We start from the raw sequence: 14,276 nt of genomic DNA, 5'->3' as shown, positions 1-14,276 counted from the left end.
CCAGTCGCGAGTCGCCATCGAGGACGGGATGTCTTCTCAAGTCCATCGAAACTGGGCCCCGGCCTTCGCCGGGGAACAGATTCAAGCGCGCTGAATCCGACGCTAGACTGCCTTCAGCGCTTCCTCGAAGTCCGAGATCAGATCGTCGGCATCCTCGACGCCGATCGAGATGCGGACGAGATTGTCGGTGATCCCCAGCGCCTGTTTGCGTGCCTCGGGCACCGAGAGATGCGTCATGCCGGCGGGGTGGCTGGCCAGCGTCTCGGTACCGCCGAGGCTGACTGCGAGCTTGGCGATCTTGAGCGCGTCGAGGAACGCGAACGCCTCCTTCTCGCCGCCCTTCAGATAGAGCGAGAAGGTCGAGCCGGCGCCGGTGCAGTGGCGCTTGTAGATGTCGGCCTGGCGCGATCCTTCCTCGAGGAAGCCGAGATAGCCGACATGTTCGACCTTGGGGTGCGTGCGCAGGAATTCGCAGACCTTCACGGCGTTCTCGCCGGCGCGGCTCATGCGGAGCTCGAGCGTTTCGAGGCTGCGCAGCAGCATCCACGCAGTGTTGGGATCGCAGATCGTGCCGATCGTGTTGCGCATCAGCCGGATCGTGTTGATGTGCTCCTTCGAGCCGAGCACGCCGCCCGCGACAAGGTCCGAATGGCCGCCTGCATATTTGGTGAGCGAATAGACGACGATGTCGGCGCCTTGCCTGAGCGGCTGGGCCCACAAGGGTCCGAGGAAGGTATTGTCGATCGCGATCGGCGGCTTCGCGCCCTTGAAGATCGCGTCGCGGCTGGCGGCGACCGCCTCGACGTCGACCAGAGCGTTGGTCGGGTTGGCGGGGCTTTCGAGATAGATCAAAGCGACATTGCCCGAGGCGGCTTTGGAGAGCACCGCGTCGATTTCCTCACGGGTCGCGCCCGCCGGGAAATCGAGCCAATGAACGCCGAAACGACCGAGGATCCGCGCGATCAGCGTCTCGGTCGCGGCGTAGAGCGGGCCTGAATGGACGATCGTGTCCCCAGGCTTGACCATCGACAGGAACAGAGTGGCGATCGCCGACATGCCCGAGGAGAAAGCGAGCGCATCTTCCGCGCCTTCCCAGATGCCGAGGCGATCCTCGAGGATTTCCTGGTTGGGGCCGTTGAAGCGCGAATAGACGAGCCCGTCGGCCCCGCCCGGCCGCTTGCCGGTGACACCCTCGAAGTGGCGCTTGCCCGCGGCGGCACTGGGGAAGACGAAGGTCGAGGTGAGGAAGATCGGCGGCTTGAGCGAGCCTTCCGACAGCACCGGATCATAGCCATGGCCCATCATCATCGTCGATGGCTTGAGCTTGCGGTCGCCGACCTTGTCGACGCTCGCCTTGGGACGGCGGCGCGAGGTGGCGCCGGTCAGCTCGGCTTCGGTTTCGTCGGTCATCGGGCTCTCCAAATCGGTATCGTTTGATCGTTCCCTAGCCGAAGAGCCGTTTCAATTGATACCAATTATCGCGATCTGTCGGCCATAATCGGGTTCGCCGCGGTGAGTCGCCCGACGGAAGCTGTAGAAACGATTCTCGTCCGAATAAGTGTCGAGCCCGAGCGTCTCGACGGTGCGGATGCCGGCCGAGGCGAGGCGGTGCGCGACATAGGCTTCGAGGTCGAACTGGTAGTGGCCCGGTCTGCCGTCGGCGAAGAAACGTTCGTTGGCGGGATTCTCTTCGGCGAAGCGGCGGAAGAAGCCGGCATCGACTTCGTAGCTGGCGCGAGCGATGCACGGGCCGACCGCGGCGGCGATCCGTTCGCGCCGGGCGCCGAGAGTCTCCATCAATGCGATCGTCGAATCGGTGACGCCTCCGATCGCGCCCTTCCAGCCGGCATGCGCGGCGCCGACGACGCCGGCTTCGCGATCGGCGAGGAGCACGGGCGCGCAATCGGCGGTGAGGATGCCGAGCGCGAGCCCGGGGCGATCGGTGACGAGCGCGTCCGCCCGCGGGCGGAGGCGATCCTCGAACGGCTCGATCACCGCGACGGCGTCGGGCGAGTGGACCTGATAGACGGTGACAAGCCGGCCGCCGGGCAGCACCGCCTCCCCGGCGCGGCGGCGGTTTTCGGCGATTGCGTCGGGATCATCGGCCGATCCGGTGCCGACGTTGAGCCCGGCTACCAGGCCGGTCGAGACGCCGCCCCGCCGGCCGAGAAAGCCGTGCGAAACGCCATCGAGCGCGCGGGCGCGAATGACATCGATCTCATTCATAAATCTGGGCTCACAGATCGAGGCTCATCAGTCGATCCTCGTCCTCATGGTCGCCGACCATGAACACATAGCGGCCGCGATCGACGAAGCCGTAGCGCTCGTAGAACCGCTTGGCCCGGTAATTCTCGATATAGACCGACAGCCACAGGGTCGCGGCATCGCGGGCCCGCGCCGTCTGAAGCGCCCAGTCCATCAGCGCCTGCGCCGCGCCGGTGCCCTTGCCGCGCTCGCGCAGATAGAGCTGGCGCAACTCGATCGGCGCGGGGCCGGGTTCCACGGGGAGAGTGACCGGGCCGAGCTTGCAATAACCGGTCAGCCCTTCGGCGTCCTCGGCGAGGCGCAAGGCGAGCCCGGGGGTGGCGAATTCCTCCGCCCACGCTTCGGGCGTGAATTTGGCGAGGAAAGTCGCGAGATTTTCCGGGCTGTAGAGATGGCCGAAGGTCGCGGTGAAGCTCTCGCGGAACAGCGCGTCGATCGCGGGGAGATCGGCCGGGGTGGCGTCGCGGTAGGATATCGGGTGATCAGGCATCTTGTCGGTCATGCAAACCCCGCAGGAATGGGCCAGCCCGGGGCAGTGAGGGCAAGGACCTTGAACAAATCGCCCATCGCCTCGTCGCCGGTCAGCCGGTCGCGGTCGATGGCGAGCGCTTCGGCACGATCGGGCGAGGCCTTGGCAAGCGTCTCGGTGCGGGCTTCGATGCCGAGAGCCTTGAGAAATGCGCCCTGCGTGACCGGGCCGTGGACGGTCAGCCCCTCGGTCTCGGCGGCTTCCTTGAGCGTCGCGAAATCGACATGCGCAGTGAGATCGGCTTCGCCCGGCTCGTCGAACGGGTTGGCATAAGCGTGCCCGCGCACGGCCTGGAGCGTGTCGCCGATCGCCGGGCCTTCATAGCCATAGTCGATGATCAGCGCGGCGCCGCCCTGCGTGGTGAGTCGCTGGGCGAGGCCGCGCAATACCGCGACACTGGCGGGCGAGGTCTCGAGGATCGACCCCGGCGCGGCTTGCAGCAAGTCGCGCGGGATGATCATGTCGAAGCTGCGGTCGCCGGCGATCGGCAGGAACAGAGTGTCCTGACAGGCGACCAGCCGCTCGCGCCAGCCTTCGTTCGTAGCGACGAGCTGGCGGATCGGCAGCGCGTCGAAGAATTCGTTCGCGACGATCAGCAGCGGGCCCTCTTCGGCGAGCCCGGTGAAGCCCAGATGCCATTCGGCGCCCGGCACGCGCTCGGCCTGCGCGGCACGCAGTGTCGGACTGGTCTCGATGAAGTCGACCGGCGGCGTCAGCCCGGCCTTTGCCATCGCGCGCAGCGCATCGGCGGCGAGCGTGCCGCGGCCCGGCCCGAGCTCGACATAGCGCGCGGCGGGGCGCCCGGCGCGGTCCCACAGATCGGCCAGCCAAAGGCCGATCAACTCACCGAACATCTGGCTGATCTCGGGCGCGGTGGTGAAGTCGCCGCGCGCGCCCAGCGGATCGCGGGTGGCGTAATAATGCGCGTTGGCGGATCCCATGAATTGCGAGAGCGGGATCGGCCCGGCGAGCGTGATCGCGCGGGCCAGCCGCTCGGCAAGCGCCGGCTCGGCGGCGTTGTCGCTGCGCTGGCCGGGCGTGGCGGCGAGAGGATGATCGGGATCGGTCACGTTCATTCCGGTGAGGCGATGGCTCAGGCCACGCTTTCGGAGCCCGCGATCGGCTCGACGCGCCTGCGGCGGCGATTGGCGGTGGCGATCAGATAGATGCCCCCGACGATCATCGGAATGCACAGCCACTGGCCCATGTGCAGGCCGGTCGCGTCGACCAGCCAGACGAGTTGCGCGTCGGGCTCGCGGAAGAATTCGACGAAGAAGCGGCACAGGCCATAACCGAGCACGAAGATGCCGACGAGCTTGCCGGGCTGGTAGCGCGAGTCGGTGCGCCAGAAGAAGAACCACAGGATGACGAAGAGCAGGATGCCCTCCAGTCCCGCCTCGTAGAGCTGGCTCGGATGGCGCGCAGGCTCGGGCAGGCCGGTCTGTACCGTGTTGCGGAAGACGATCGCCCAGGGAACATCGGTGGGCTTGCCCCAGAGTTCGCCGTTCACGAAATTGGCGAGGCGGCCGAAGAACAGTCCGAACGGCGCGACGCAGGCGACATAATCGTGAATGCGCAGCCAATCGAGCCCCTGGCGGCGGGCGAGCAGGATGATCGCGATCGTCGTCCCGATCACGCCGCCGTGGAAGGACATGCCGCCGTCCCACAGCCGGAAGACCTGGAGCGGCGATTCCACGATCATGTCAGGCGCGTAGAACAGGACATAGCCGATCCGCCCGCCGAGGATGATGCCGAGCGTGGCGTAGAAGACGAGATCGTCGGCGTGGCGCCGTGCCATCGGCGCTCCCGGCTGGGCGAGCAGCCGGAGCAGGTACCACCAGCCGATCAGGATGCCGGCGATATAGGCCAGCGAATACCATTTGATCTGGAAGAAGCCGAGATTGACCGCGACCGGATCGAGCCCGAGATCCTTGAAGTGGAGATGGTCGCTCGCGGCGGCGAGAAGGTGGAGCAGCACGTCGATCAATCCCCGGCTTGGTGTGCCTGTGCGATAGAACAGGCGGGCGGCAAACCCAAGCGGGGATGTTCGGCCCCTGCTGTCACCCCGGCCTTGTGCCGGGGTCCACCGTGCAACGACGGCAAGCAAGTCGATGCTTCGCGGCACCCGTCACCCAACCGCCGCCGGGTTCGCCTTCCTGGCCTGGTGGACCCCGGCACAGGGCCGGGGTGACGATGTGGTTCGCGCTACTGGCGTCGCGCGGAGCTGCGCGATACAGCGTCGCGATGGCGGTGGACACCAGCACGCGCAGCAAGCTCGACCGGCGGACGCTGCTGATCGGCGGCGGCGTCGGGGTCGGGCTCGTCGTCGCCTGGGCGGCATGGCCGCGCACCTATCTCCCCAACCTCACCGCCGCGTCCGGCGAGAGCCTGTTCGGCGCATGGCTCAAGATCGGCACCGACGGCCATGTCACTGTCGCCGTCCCGCAATGCGAGGAGGGGCAGGGGGTCTATACCGCCATGCCGCAGATCATCGCGGACGAGCTCGGCGCGGACTGGAAGATGGTCGGGGTGGAGCCCGCGCCGCTCAATCCGCTCTATGCCAATCCATTGGCGGCGGAGGAGTTGTTCGAGGCCGCATTGGGCCCGCTCCCGGAAGCGCTGCGCCGCGCACACATTCGGCGTTCGGGGCTGATGCTCACCGGCGCCTCGACTTCGATCCGCAATTTCGAAGGCGAGCTTCGTCATGCCGGTGCGGCCGCCCGGGTGCTGCTGGCCAAGGCTGCGGCGAAACGCTGGGGCGTCGACTGGAAGAGTGTCGGCACCTTCAACGGCATCGTCTATCAGGGCAATCAGAAGCTCGGCTTCGGTGCGCTCGCGGCCGAGGCGGCGGATCAGAGCCTGCCCGACGACGTGCCGCTCCAGACGGCGGAGGGGCCGCGGCTCCACGGCCAGCCCTTGCCTCGGCTCGATGCGCCGCCCAAGGTGGACGGCAGCGCCAATTTTGCCGCCGACATCCGTCTGCCCGACATGGTCTTTGCCTCGATCCGGCAGGGGCCGGTCGGCGAGGCCGGGCTGGTCAAGGTCGATCGCGCCGCGGCGAACAGGATTCCGGGGATGCTCGCGGTGGTGACCACCGATGCCTGGGTCGCTGCGGTCGCCGATAACTGGTGGGCGGCCGACCGTGCGATCGATGCGATGCGGCCCCGCTTCAGGACGCCCGAGCCGGTCGTCAACAGCGACACGATCGAGCAGGCGCTGAGCGCGGCGTTCGACGCAAAGGGCAGTCGCCTGGCCGAGGCGGGGGATCTTTCGGCGCAGTTCCGCGGCGCGCAACTGGTCTCGGCCGAATATCGCGTCGGGCTCGCGCTCCACGCACCGCTCGAGCCGATGACCGCGACTGCGGTGCACCGCGAGGGCCGGCTGACCCTGTGGCTGCCGACGCAGGCGCCGGGGCTTGCACGGGCCGCGGCGGCGCGCGCGGCCGGGCTCGACGAGGGATCCGTGATCCTCCACCCGACGATGGCGGGCGGCTCGTTCGGGGCGAAGCTCGAAAGCGACGCTGCGGCGCAGGCGGCGTTGCTCGCGATGCGGATCGGGCGCCCGGTGCAACTCACCTGGTCGCGTGGCGAGGATTTCCGGCGCGATCGCTTCCGCCCCGCCGCTGCGGGACGGATCAGCGCGCGGCTCAATCCGCAGAAGCAACTCACCGGCTGGCTCGCCAAGATCGCCGCGCCGTCCACCGGGCGCGAGCTTGCCGGGCGGCTGCTTCACGGCGCCGCGCTTCCGGGCATCGGGCTGGCGCTGAGCGGCAGCGATCCCGGCGCCGTCGCAGGTGCCGTGCCGCCTTATGCCATTCCCAATTTCGCGGTCGATCACCATCCCGCAGAGATCGGCGTGCCGACCGGCTATTGGCGCTCCGGCGCCCACAGCTATACCTGCTTCTTCACCGAGAGCTTCCTCGACGAACTCGCGCACGTTGCCGAGCAGGACGCATTGTCGTTCCGCATGGCGATGCTTGGGGCACAGCCGCGGCTGGCGCGCTGCCTGCAGACCGTGGCGCAATTGGGCGGCTGGCAGGGCGGGCAGCCGGGAAGCGGGCAGGGGATCGCGTGCCACAGTTTCCGCGGCTCGCATATCGCCGTGCTCGCCGAGGCGCAGCTCACCACCGATCGCCGCGTCAAGGTCGAGCGGCTGGTGGCGGCGGTCGATTGCGGACGGATGGTCAATCCCGATCTCGTCACGCAGCAGATCGAGGGCGGGCTGCTGTTCGGGCTGGCCGGCGCCGTAGGCAGTTCGACCGGGTTCACCGAGAATGTCGCCGACGTTCGCGACATCACCGAGCTTCGCCTGCCGGCGCTCGCCGATTGCCCCGACATCACCGTCGAATTGATCCGCAACAACGAGGAGCCAGGGGGCGCGAGCGAACTCGCGGTGCCGCCGGTCGCGCCGGCGATCGCCAATGCGCTGCAGGCCGCGACCGGCGTGCGCTTCCGGCGGCTGCCTTTGCTATCGGATATCGAATGATTCTCCCATCCGATCATCCGAAGGTCCCGCCGGCCCGGGTGGGGGTGTTGCTCGTCAACCTCGGCACGCCCGACGCGCCCGAGGCCGGGGCGGTGCGGCGCTATCTCGCCGAGTTCCTCTCCGATCCCCGCGTCATCGAGATCCCGAAGCTCGTCTGGAAGCCGATCCTTCACGGAGTCATCCTGCGCACGCGTCCCGCCAAATCGGCGCACGCCTACAAGCAGGTCTGGCAGGAAGGCGGCTCGCCGCTCGCCGCGATCACGCGGGCACAAGCCGAAGCGCTGCAAGGTGCGTTCGGGCCCGACGTGATCGTCGATCATGCGATGCGCTATGGCCGGCCCGCGCTCGGTGAGCGGCTGCATGCGCTCAAGGAAGCGGGCTGCGAACGCATCCTGATCGCGCCGCTCTACCCGCAATATTGCGCGGCGACGACCGCGACCGCCAACGACGCGGCCTTTGCCGAGCTGGCGAAGATGCGCTGGCAGCCGGCGCTCAGGACGCTGCCGCCTTATCATGACGACCCGGCGCATATCGCGGCCTTGAAGGAATCGATCGAAGCCTCGCTCGCCGCGCTCGATTTCGAGCCGCAGGCGGTGCTGGCGAGCTTTCACGGCATGCCGGAGCGGACGCTGCACCTTGGCGATCCCTATCATTGCCACTGCCAGAAGACCGCGCGGCTGCTGAGCGAGGCGCTGGGACGCGAGTTGATCGTCACGTTCCAATCGCGCTTCGGCCGCGCGAAATGGCTCGAGCCCGCCACCGACGCGGTGCTGGCGGGGCTCCCGGGCAAGGGGATCACCCGGATCGCGCTGGTCGCGCCCGGCTTCTCCGCCGATTGCGTCGAGACGCTCGAGGAACTGGCGATCCGCGGGCGCGAAACCTTCATCGCGGCGGGTGGCACGCATTTCGCGGTGCTGCCCTGCCTCAATGCAAGCAATCCCGGGATCCTTATGCTCAAGAAGATATTGGGACGGGAACTTGCGGGTTGGACAGACGCTGCCTAGCGTGAGCGTAATGAAAACGGAGAGGATGCGAGAATGGCACGCGTAGCGATCGTGACGGGTGGAACGCGCGGTATCGGCGAGGCTATCAGCCTCGCGCTCAAGGACGCGGGCATGACGGTCGCCGCGAACTATGCCGGCAATGAGGAGAAGGCGCAGGCCTTCACCGAACGCACCGGCATCAAGGCGTACAAATGGGATGTCGGCGATTTCGACGCGTGCGCGACGGGCGTGGCGCAGGTCGAGGCGGAACTGGGCCCGGTCGACGTCGTGGTCAACAATGCCGGCGTGACGCGCGACGGCACGATCCTCAAGATGAGCCGCGACATGTGGGAGGATGTGATCCGCATCAATCTGGGCGGATGCTTCAACATGGCGCACGCCACCTTCCCCGGCATGCGCAGCCGCAAATGGGGACGGATCGTCAATATCGGCTCGATCAACGGACAGGCCGGGCAATATGGCCAGGTGAACTATGCCGCGGCCAAATCGGGCATCCACGGCTTCACCAAGGCGCTGGCGCAGGAAGGCGCGCGCGCAGGCGTGACCGTGAACGCGATTGCGCCGGGCTATATCGATACCGACATGGTCGCCGCGGTTCCGCCCGACGTGCTCGAGAAGATCGTCGCGAAGATCCCGGTCGGCCGGCTCGGCCAGGCGAGCGAGATCGCGCGCGGCGTGGCATTCCTGTGCTCGGACGAGGCGGGCTTCGTCACCGGATCGACGCTGTCGATCAATGGCGGGCAACATATGTACTGACGGGCGCAGGCGCGGCCGAACCCGTCGGACGGCGGCTTTGCCGCCGTCGTGCCGAGCGATTTTTTGAGATGCCCTGAACGAAAACGGGCCGGCCCCGAAGGAGCCGGCCCTCGGTCCTCGATACGCTACGCGAGGACCTCGATACGCAAACTACGGCGCCTGCTATAGCCGAGATCCCTTTGCGCCAGCTGAACGCGCCGGTTATCTGGCGTTCATCTTTCTCCGCTGGTTCCACCGCGACGAGCGGCTATGACCGCAGGCAATGCGCCTCGCTCTCTTACTTTCCGTACTTCTGATGCTGACCCCCACCGCCTCGGGCATCGAGCCGCGGCCGGTGCTGGGCGATCGGCCCGAGATCCGGGCAGAGCCAGTGCTGCTCGATGCGTCGGATCCGGGCCGGGTGCGGGTGGGGGCACTCACGTATCTGGGAGGGCTGGCGCTGACGAGCCGCGATCCCGCGTTCGGCGGCTTCTCGGCGATGCGCGTGATGGGCGATCGCTTCACGCTGCTGAGCGATGGCGGCAATATCGTCGATTTCCGCATGGGACCGGACTGGCAGCCGCGCGACATACGCTTCGCCGATCTGCCCGGCCCAGGCACCGGCGCGATCAAGCGCCATCGCGATTCCGAATCGCTGACCTGGGATCCCCGCACGGGCCGGGCGTGGGTCGGCTTCGAGAATCGCAACGCGATTTGGCGCTACGACGCCACGCTTGCGCGGCCGGAGCGCAACGTGCAGCCGGTCGCTATGGCCGACTGGTCGATCGCCGGCGGCGCGGAAGCGATGGTGCGGTTGCGGGATGGCGCGTTCATCGTGTTCAGCGAAACCGCGCGTCCAAAGGGATTGCGCGATGCGCGTATCGTACTGCGCTTCGCGGGCGATCCCACCGAGACCAAAGGCGCTCCGTTGAGCTTCGCTTACGTGCCCCCTGAGGGCTATGATCCCACCGACGCCGCGGAACTGCCCGACGGCCGGCTGCTGGTGCTCAATCGCCGCCTGTCGCTGTCCGGCCTGTTCACTGCAAAGCTCAGCGTGATCGATATCCGCGGAGTTCGATCGGGCGGCGTTGTCCGCGGTCCCGAGATTGCCAGCTTCGAGCGGCCGCTGCTGCACGACAATTTCGAAGCGCTGGCGATCACGCAGGAGGGCGCGGACACGATCGTGTGGATCGCATCGGACGATAACGGCGAATTCTGGGAGCAGTCGCTGCTCCTCAAGTTCCGGCTGGATTAAGGGTCCGCACCCCCTCCCCGCAATGGCCATGACGGAGCGGATTTTGGCGCACAGGGAGGAATGAGGAGGGAGCGATGCGGTGTTCATCGTGACCGACGAATGACGTGGCTGTGCGCCAAAATCCGCCCGCCGCTTCGCGGTCGCCCGGAGACGAACGCTGGACTGCGTCAGCCCGCTTGCACGGGCCACCAGCCCGCGCTGCGCGATCTTCCTTGCCATCGCCCGTCTCCGGGCGATCCTGGCCATTGCGGGGAGGGGGTGCGGACCCTCTTGGGCAAGCGAAAAGCCCGCTCCCCGCGAAGGGAACGGGCTGACGCTTGATCCACCGAAGGATTGTTAGGCTGCGGCCTTCTCGGCCGGCGCCGACGCCTTGCGCACTTCGCGCTTGAGGCGGCGCGCACGCAGCGACAGATCGTCGTCGCTGGCCTTGAGCAGCCAGTTGTCGAGACCGCCGACATGCTCGACCGAACGCAGGCCGTGCGTCGAGACGCGCAGGCGGATGCTGCGGCCGAGCGTATCCGACATCAGCGTGACGTTCTGCAGATTGGGCAGGAACGTACGCTTGGTCTTGTTGTTGGCGTGGGAGACATTGTGTCCCACCTGCCGGCCCTTGCCGGTCAGCTCGCAAATGCGCGACATCGCTTTAAATCCTGGTTCTTGGCATAAGCCGGAAAGGCCGCGCCGATAGCGGGAATGGGGGAGTGCGTCAACCGATTCGCCGATGAAAACGCTCGACTGCACGCAACCCACATGGCTGGTTGGGCGTTATTACGCAAACGATTCGATCCGGGAGATGAAGACGATGCGCGCAATTCTGGTCCTTATCGGGCTCATCGCCCTCGGAGTCGTGGTATTGATGTCGTTCGGCATGCTGCGGATCAACCAGAAGCAGGGCGCGAGCCTGCCTACCGTGACTCTGCACGCGGAGGGCGGCCAATTGCCCAAATACAGCGCCGAGACAGGCAGCGTCGGGATCGGCAACACGGCGAAGACGGTCGAAGTGCCGACGGTGGAAATGAAGAACGCGACGGTGGTTCTGCCGACGATCGAAGTGAAGCAGGCTCCGGGCGCATCGCCCACGCCCGCAGCAAAATAATGCATGTAGGGCGGATCGTCGCGGCAGTGCTGCTGCCGCCGCTCGGCGCCTATCTTGCGCGCGGACCCGGACGGGACTTCCTGATCACGTGCGGGCTGACCGTGCTGGGCTTCCTGCCGGGCGTCGCGTTTGCGCTCTGGACGGTGCTGCGGGACGAGCGGCGGGAGCCAGCTGCGGCATAGGGCTTTCGCCGAAGGAGACGGGGCACTAGTCACGTGCCTGTGTTCCCGCTCCCCGAACAGATGCGCGCAGCGCTGGATGCAGCGGCAAAGGCCGGCGCGGTGGGAGAGGTGCCTGTGGGGGCAGTGATCGTTCGTGACGGCAGGATCCTCGCCGTCGCCGCCAATGCGCCGCGCACGCTGCACGATCCCACCGCGCATGCCGAGATGCTGGCGATCCGCGAGGCGGCGCGCATCCTCGGCCGCGAGCGGCTCGAGGATTGCGACCTGTGGGTGACGCTGGAGCCCTGCGCGATGTGCGCGGGCGCGATCGCCCATTCCCGAATCGCCCGGCTCTATTACGGCGCGAGCGATCCCAAGGGCGGCGCGGTAGAGCATGGCCCGCGCTTCTTCGCGCAACCCACCTGCCATCACCGCCCCGAAATCTATGCGGGCATCGGTGAGACCGAAGCCGGCGCGCTGTTGCGTGATTTTTTCAGGGAGCGGCGGGCGTAGCCTCAACCCCTCCGTTCGTGCTGAGCTTGTCGAAGTACGACTCTCCTCAAGCGAAGCGCTTGCGGCAAGACGCCCTTCGACAGGCTCAGGGCGAACGGTGAAAGTTTAGCCGCCGTCCTGCCGGGTGATCGGCACCAGCTTGATCTCGACGCGGCGATTGGCCGCCTTGCCTTCCTCGGTGTCGTTGCTCGCGATCGGCTGGCTCTCGCCGAAGCCGCGCGTGCCCAGCCGGGCGCTCTGCACGCCACGCATCGTCAGGTAGTCGGCGACCGCGCTCGCGCGGCGCTGCGACAGATCGAGATTGTAGGAGTCGCTGCCGGTCGAATCGGTGTGGCCGTACACGTCGACATAGGTCTGGTTGTACTGCCGGAGCACGTCGGCGACCTGATCCAGCGTCGTGCGGAACTGCGGCTGGATGCTCGATTCGTTGGTGGCGAAGGTGATGCCGGAGGGCATGTTGAGGATGAGGTCGTCGCCCTGGCGGATCACGCGGACGTCGGTGCCCGCGGTGCGGCGGCGCAGCTCCTGCTCCTGCCGGTCCATATACGCGCCGATTCCCGCACCGGCGAGACCGCCGATGCCCGCGCCGATGATCTTCTCGGTGCGATCGTGGCGCCCGCCGACGAGGTCGCCGAGCAGGTAGCCGCCCACTGCGCCGCCGACGCCGCCTATCGCGGCCTTCGATACGCGGCGCTCGCCGGTCACCGGATCAGTGACGCATGCGGCGGTGAGCATGGTTGCGGCGAGTGCGGCCGCGATCAGGGTCTTGTTGGCGATGCCCATAATTTCCTCCCGATTGGAACAGCTTCGGGCGAGGAAACCCGTTACATGGCCGAGTTGTTCCGCCTGCGCATCGAGTTGTGCAACTGCAAGCGGTTGTGAAGCGGCGCCTAGTGCGGATATGGAGGGGGCGCATCATGCCAGCCCCCTTCCCCTGGACAGACGTTGCGATCATCCTCGTGCTGATCGCCGTGAACGGCATCTTCTCGATGTCGGAGCTGGCGATCGTCTCCGCCCGCACCGCCCGCCTCGAGGCGCTTGCGCGTACCAATCGCGGCGCCGCGACGGCGATCCGTCTGGCCGCGGACCCGGGCAAGTTCCTCTCGACCGTGCAGATCGGCATCACGCTGATCGGCATCGTCGCCGGCGCCTATTCAGGCGCGAGCCTGGGTACTCCGGTCGCCGAGCGGCTGCAGGGCCTGGGGCTCTCCGCCGAGACTGCGCATACCGCGGGTATCGCGCTGGTGATCGCGCTCACCACTTATGCCTCGCTGGTGGTCGGCGAGCTGGTTCCCAAGCAATTCGCATTGCGCTCGCCCGAGCCGATCGCCGCAGTGATGGCGATTCCGATGCTGTGGCTCAGCCGGATCACCGCGCCGGTGGTGTGGCTGCTCGATCAGTCGAGCGCCCTGATCTTCCGCCTTGTCGGCCTGAATCGCGAATCGGAGAACCGCGTAACGGCGGAGGAGCTCCATCTGATCGTCGCCGAGGCGAGCAAATCGGGCGTGATCGAGGAGCATGAGCGCTCGATCATCTCGGGCGTCGTCCGCCTCGCCGATCGGCCGGTGCGCGAAGTGATGACGCCGCGCACCGATGTCGACTGGCTCGACGTCGATCTCGACGCGGACGGGATCCGCGATGCGCTGCTGGCGACGCCGCACACCCGGCTGCCGGTGGCCGAAGGGTCGGTCGATTCGGTGATCGGCGTGGTGCAGGCGCGCGACATCGCCGCGGCCCTGTTCCGGGGCGAGCCGCTCGAATTGAGGCGGCTGATGCGCCCCGCGCCCGTCCTTCCCGATCAGGTCGATGCGATGGACGCGCTGGGCGCACTGCGCCGCGCCGAAGTGCCGATGGGTCTCGTCCACGACGAATACGGCCATTTCGAAGGTATCGTCACGCCGGCCAACCTGCTCGCGGCGATCGCCGGGGATTTCGCTTCGGACGCCGAGCCGGGCGACAGCCCGAGCCTGATCGTGCGCGAAGACGGATCGTTGCTCGTCTCGGGCCAGATGCCCGCCGACGCGCTTGCGGAGCGGCTGGGCATCGAATTGCCCGAGGACCGCGACTACGCCACCGTCGCCGGCTTGGCGCTGGCCGTGCTCAAGCATTTGCCCGACGAAGGCGAAGTGTTCGCCGAGCAGGGATGGCGCTTCGAGATCGTCGATATGGACGGCCGGAAGATCGACAAACTGCTGGTGCGCGAGGCGCGCAAGAACGCCTGATTTCCAGGCGG

15 protein-coding genes are annotated in these 14,276 nt (G+C 67.3%); 8 read left to right on the top strand and 7 right to left on the bottom strand.

The window, feature by feature from the left end; translation table 11 throughout:
* Positions 1 to 102: 102 nt before the first annotated feature.
* Genes BR78_RS0112070 through lgt form a run of 5 tightly spaced genes read right to left on the bottom strand, consistent with a single transcriptional unit; the run spans position 103 to position 4,772 of the window.
* On the bottom strand, positions 103 to 1,410 hold the full coding sequence (locus BR78_RS0112070; protein WP_025560126.1) for a cystathionine gamma-synthase family protein: 1,308 nt from the start codon (positions 1,408 to 1,410) through the stop codon (positions 103 to 105).
* A gap of 51 nt (positions 1,411 to 1,461) precedes the next feature.
* The gene (gene pgeF / locus BR78_RS0112065; RefSeq protein WP_025560127.1) at positions 1,462 to 2,226 is read right to left on the bottom strand and encodes a peptidoglycan editing factor PgeF; all 765 of its coding nucleotides are present in this window, start codon (positions 2,224 to 2,226) and stop codon (positions 1,462 to 1,464) included.
* A gap of 10 nt (positions 2,227 to 2,236) precedes the next feature.
* Positions 2,237 to 2,767, bottom strand: a complete 531-nt coding sequence (locus BR78_RS0112060) for a GNAT family N-acetyltransferase (RefSeq protein ID WP_231478251.1) — start codon at positions 2,765 to 2,767, stop codon at positions 2,237 to 2,239.
* Positions 2,764 to 3,870, bottom strand: coding sequence for a class I SAM-dependent methyltransferase (locus BR78_RS0112055; protein WP_025560129.1), 1,107 nt, complete (start codon positions 3,868 to 3,870; stop codon positions 2,764 to 2,766). Before BR78_RS0112055 ends, BR78_RS0112060 begins: the two co-directional genes overlap by 4 nt.
* Before the next feature lie 17 nt (positions 3,871 to 3,887).
* Complete coding sequence (gene lgt / locus BR78_RS0112050) at positions 3,888 to 4,772, bottom strand: prolipoprotein diacylglyceryl transferase (RefSeq protein WP_025560130.1); 885 nt, start codon at positions 4,770 to 4,772, stop codon at positions 3,888 to 3,890.
* A 266-nt stretch (positions 4,773 to 5,038) separates the two neighbouring features.
* Here lgt and BR78_RS0112045 point away from each other — a divergent pair, with 266 nt between their 5' ends.
* The 4 genes from BR78_RS0112045 to BR78_RS0112030 all read left to right on the top strand — a co-directional run bounded on the left by BR78_RS0112045 (position 5,039) and on the right by BR78_RS0112030 (position 10,273).
* A complete protein-coding gene (locus BR78_RS0112045) occupies positions 5,039 to 7,279 on the top strand; it encodes a xanthine dehydrogenase family protein molybdopterin-binding subunit (protein ID WP_029725098.1) in 2,241 nt (746 codons plus the stop codon).
* Complete coding sequence (gene hemH / locus BR78_RS0112040; RefSeq protein WP_025560133.1) at positions 7,276 to 8,283, top strand: ferrochelatase; 1,008 nt, start codon at positions 7,276 to 7,278, stop codon at positions 8,281 to 8,283. The genes BR78_RS0112045 and hemH overlap by 4 nt, the downstream gene beginning before the upstream one ends.
* Before the next feature lie 33 nt (positions 8,284 to 8,316).
* Entirely contained in the window at positions 8,317 to 9,039 is a 723-nt protein-coding gene (gene phbB / locus BR78_RS0112035) for an acetoacetyl-CoA reductase (protein ID WP_025560135.1), read from the top strand.
* A 295-nt stretch (positions 9,040 to 9,334) separates the two neighbouring features.
* Entirely contained in the window at positions 9,335 to 10,273 is a 939-nt protein-coding gene (locus tag BR78_RS0112030; RefSeq protein WP_231478250.1) for an esterase-like activity of phytase family protein, read from the top strand.
* A 336-nt stretch (positions 10,274 to 10,609) separates the two neighbouring features.
* On the opposite strand, the gene rpmB is transcribed toward BR78_RS0112030, so the two are convergent.
* Complete coding sequence (gene rpmB, locus BR78_RS0112025; RefSeq protein WP_025560137.1) at positions 10,610 to 10,912, bottom strand: 50S ribosomal protein L28; 303 nt, start codon at positions 10,910 to 10,912, stop codon at positions 10,610 to 10,612.
* Positions 10,913 to 11,075: 163 nt separating this feature from the next.
* Here rpmB and BR78_RS0112020 point away from each other — a divergent pair, with 163 nt between their 5' ends.
* Genes BR78_RS0112020 through BR78_RS0112010 form a run of 3 tightly spaced genes read left to right on the top strand, consistent with a single transcriptional unit; the run spans position 11,076 to position 12,043 of the window.
* A complete protein-coding gene (locus tag BR78_RS0112020; protein WP_029936537.1) occupies positions 11,076 to 11,369 on the top strand; it encodes a hypothetical protein in 294 nt (97 codons plus the stop codon).
* A complete protein-coding gene (locus tag BR78_RS0112015; protein WP_025560139.1) occupies positions 11,369 to 11,551 on the top strand; it encodes a YqaE/Pmp3 family membrane protein in 183 nt (60 codons plus the stop codon). The genes BR78_RS0112020 and BR78_RS0112015 overlap by 1 nt, the downstream gene beginning before the upstream one ends.
* A gap of 60 nt (positions 11,552 to 11,611) precedes the next feature.
* The gene (locus BR78_RS0112010; protein ID WP_025560140.1) at positions 11,612 to 12,043 is read left to right on the top strand and encodes a nucleoside deaminase; all 432 of its coding nucleotides are present in this window, start codon (positions 11,612 to 11,614) and stop codon (positions 12,041 to 12,043) included.
* 105 nt (positions 12,044 to 12,148) lie between these two features.
* On the opposite strand, the gene BR78_RS0112005 is transcribed toward BR78_RS0112010, so the two are convergent.
* Positions 12,149 to 12,826, bottom strand: coding sequence for an OmpA family protein (locus BR78_RS0112005; protein WP_025560141.1), 678 nt, complete (start codon positions 12,824 to 12,826; stop codon positions 12,149 to 12,151).
* A 134-nt stretch (positions 12,827 to 12,960) separates the two neighbouring features.
* On the opposite strand from BR78_RS0112005, the gene BR78_RS0112000 reads away from it, so the two are divergent.
* Positions 12,961 to 14,265, top strand: coding sequence for a hemolysin family protein (locus BR78_RS0112000; RefSeq protein WP_029725101.1), 1,305 nt, complete (start codon positions 12,961 to 12,963; stop codon positions 14,263 to 14,265).
* Positions 14,266 to 14,276 lie beyond the last annotated feature (11 nt).

This window comes from Sphingomonas sp. UNC305MFCol5.2, assembly GCF_000712135.1.
In the GTDB taxonomy this organism is placed as follows: domain Bacteria; phylum Pseudomonadota; class Alphaproteobacteria; order Sphingomonadales; family Sphingomonadaceae; genus Sphingomonas.
Note: the sequence above shows the minus strand (reverse complement) of the source record. Positions and strands in the feature narration are given on the sequence as shown.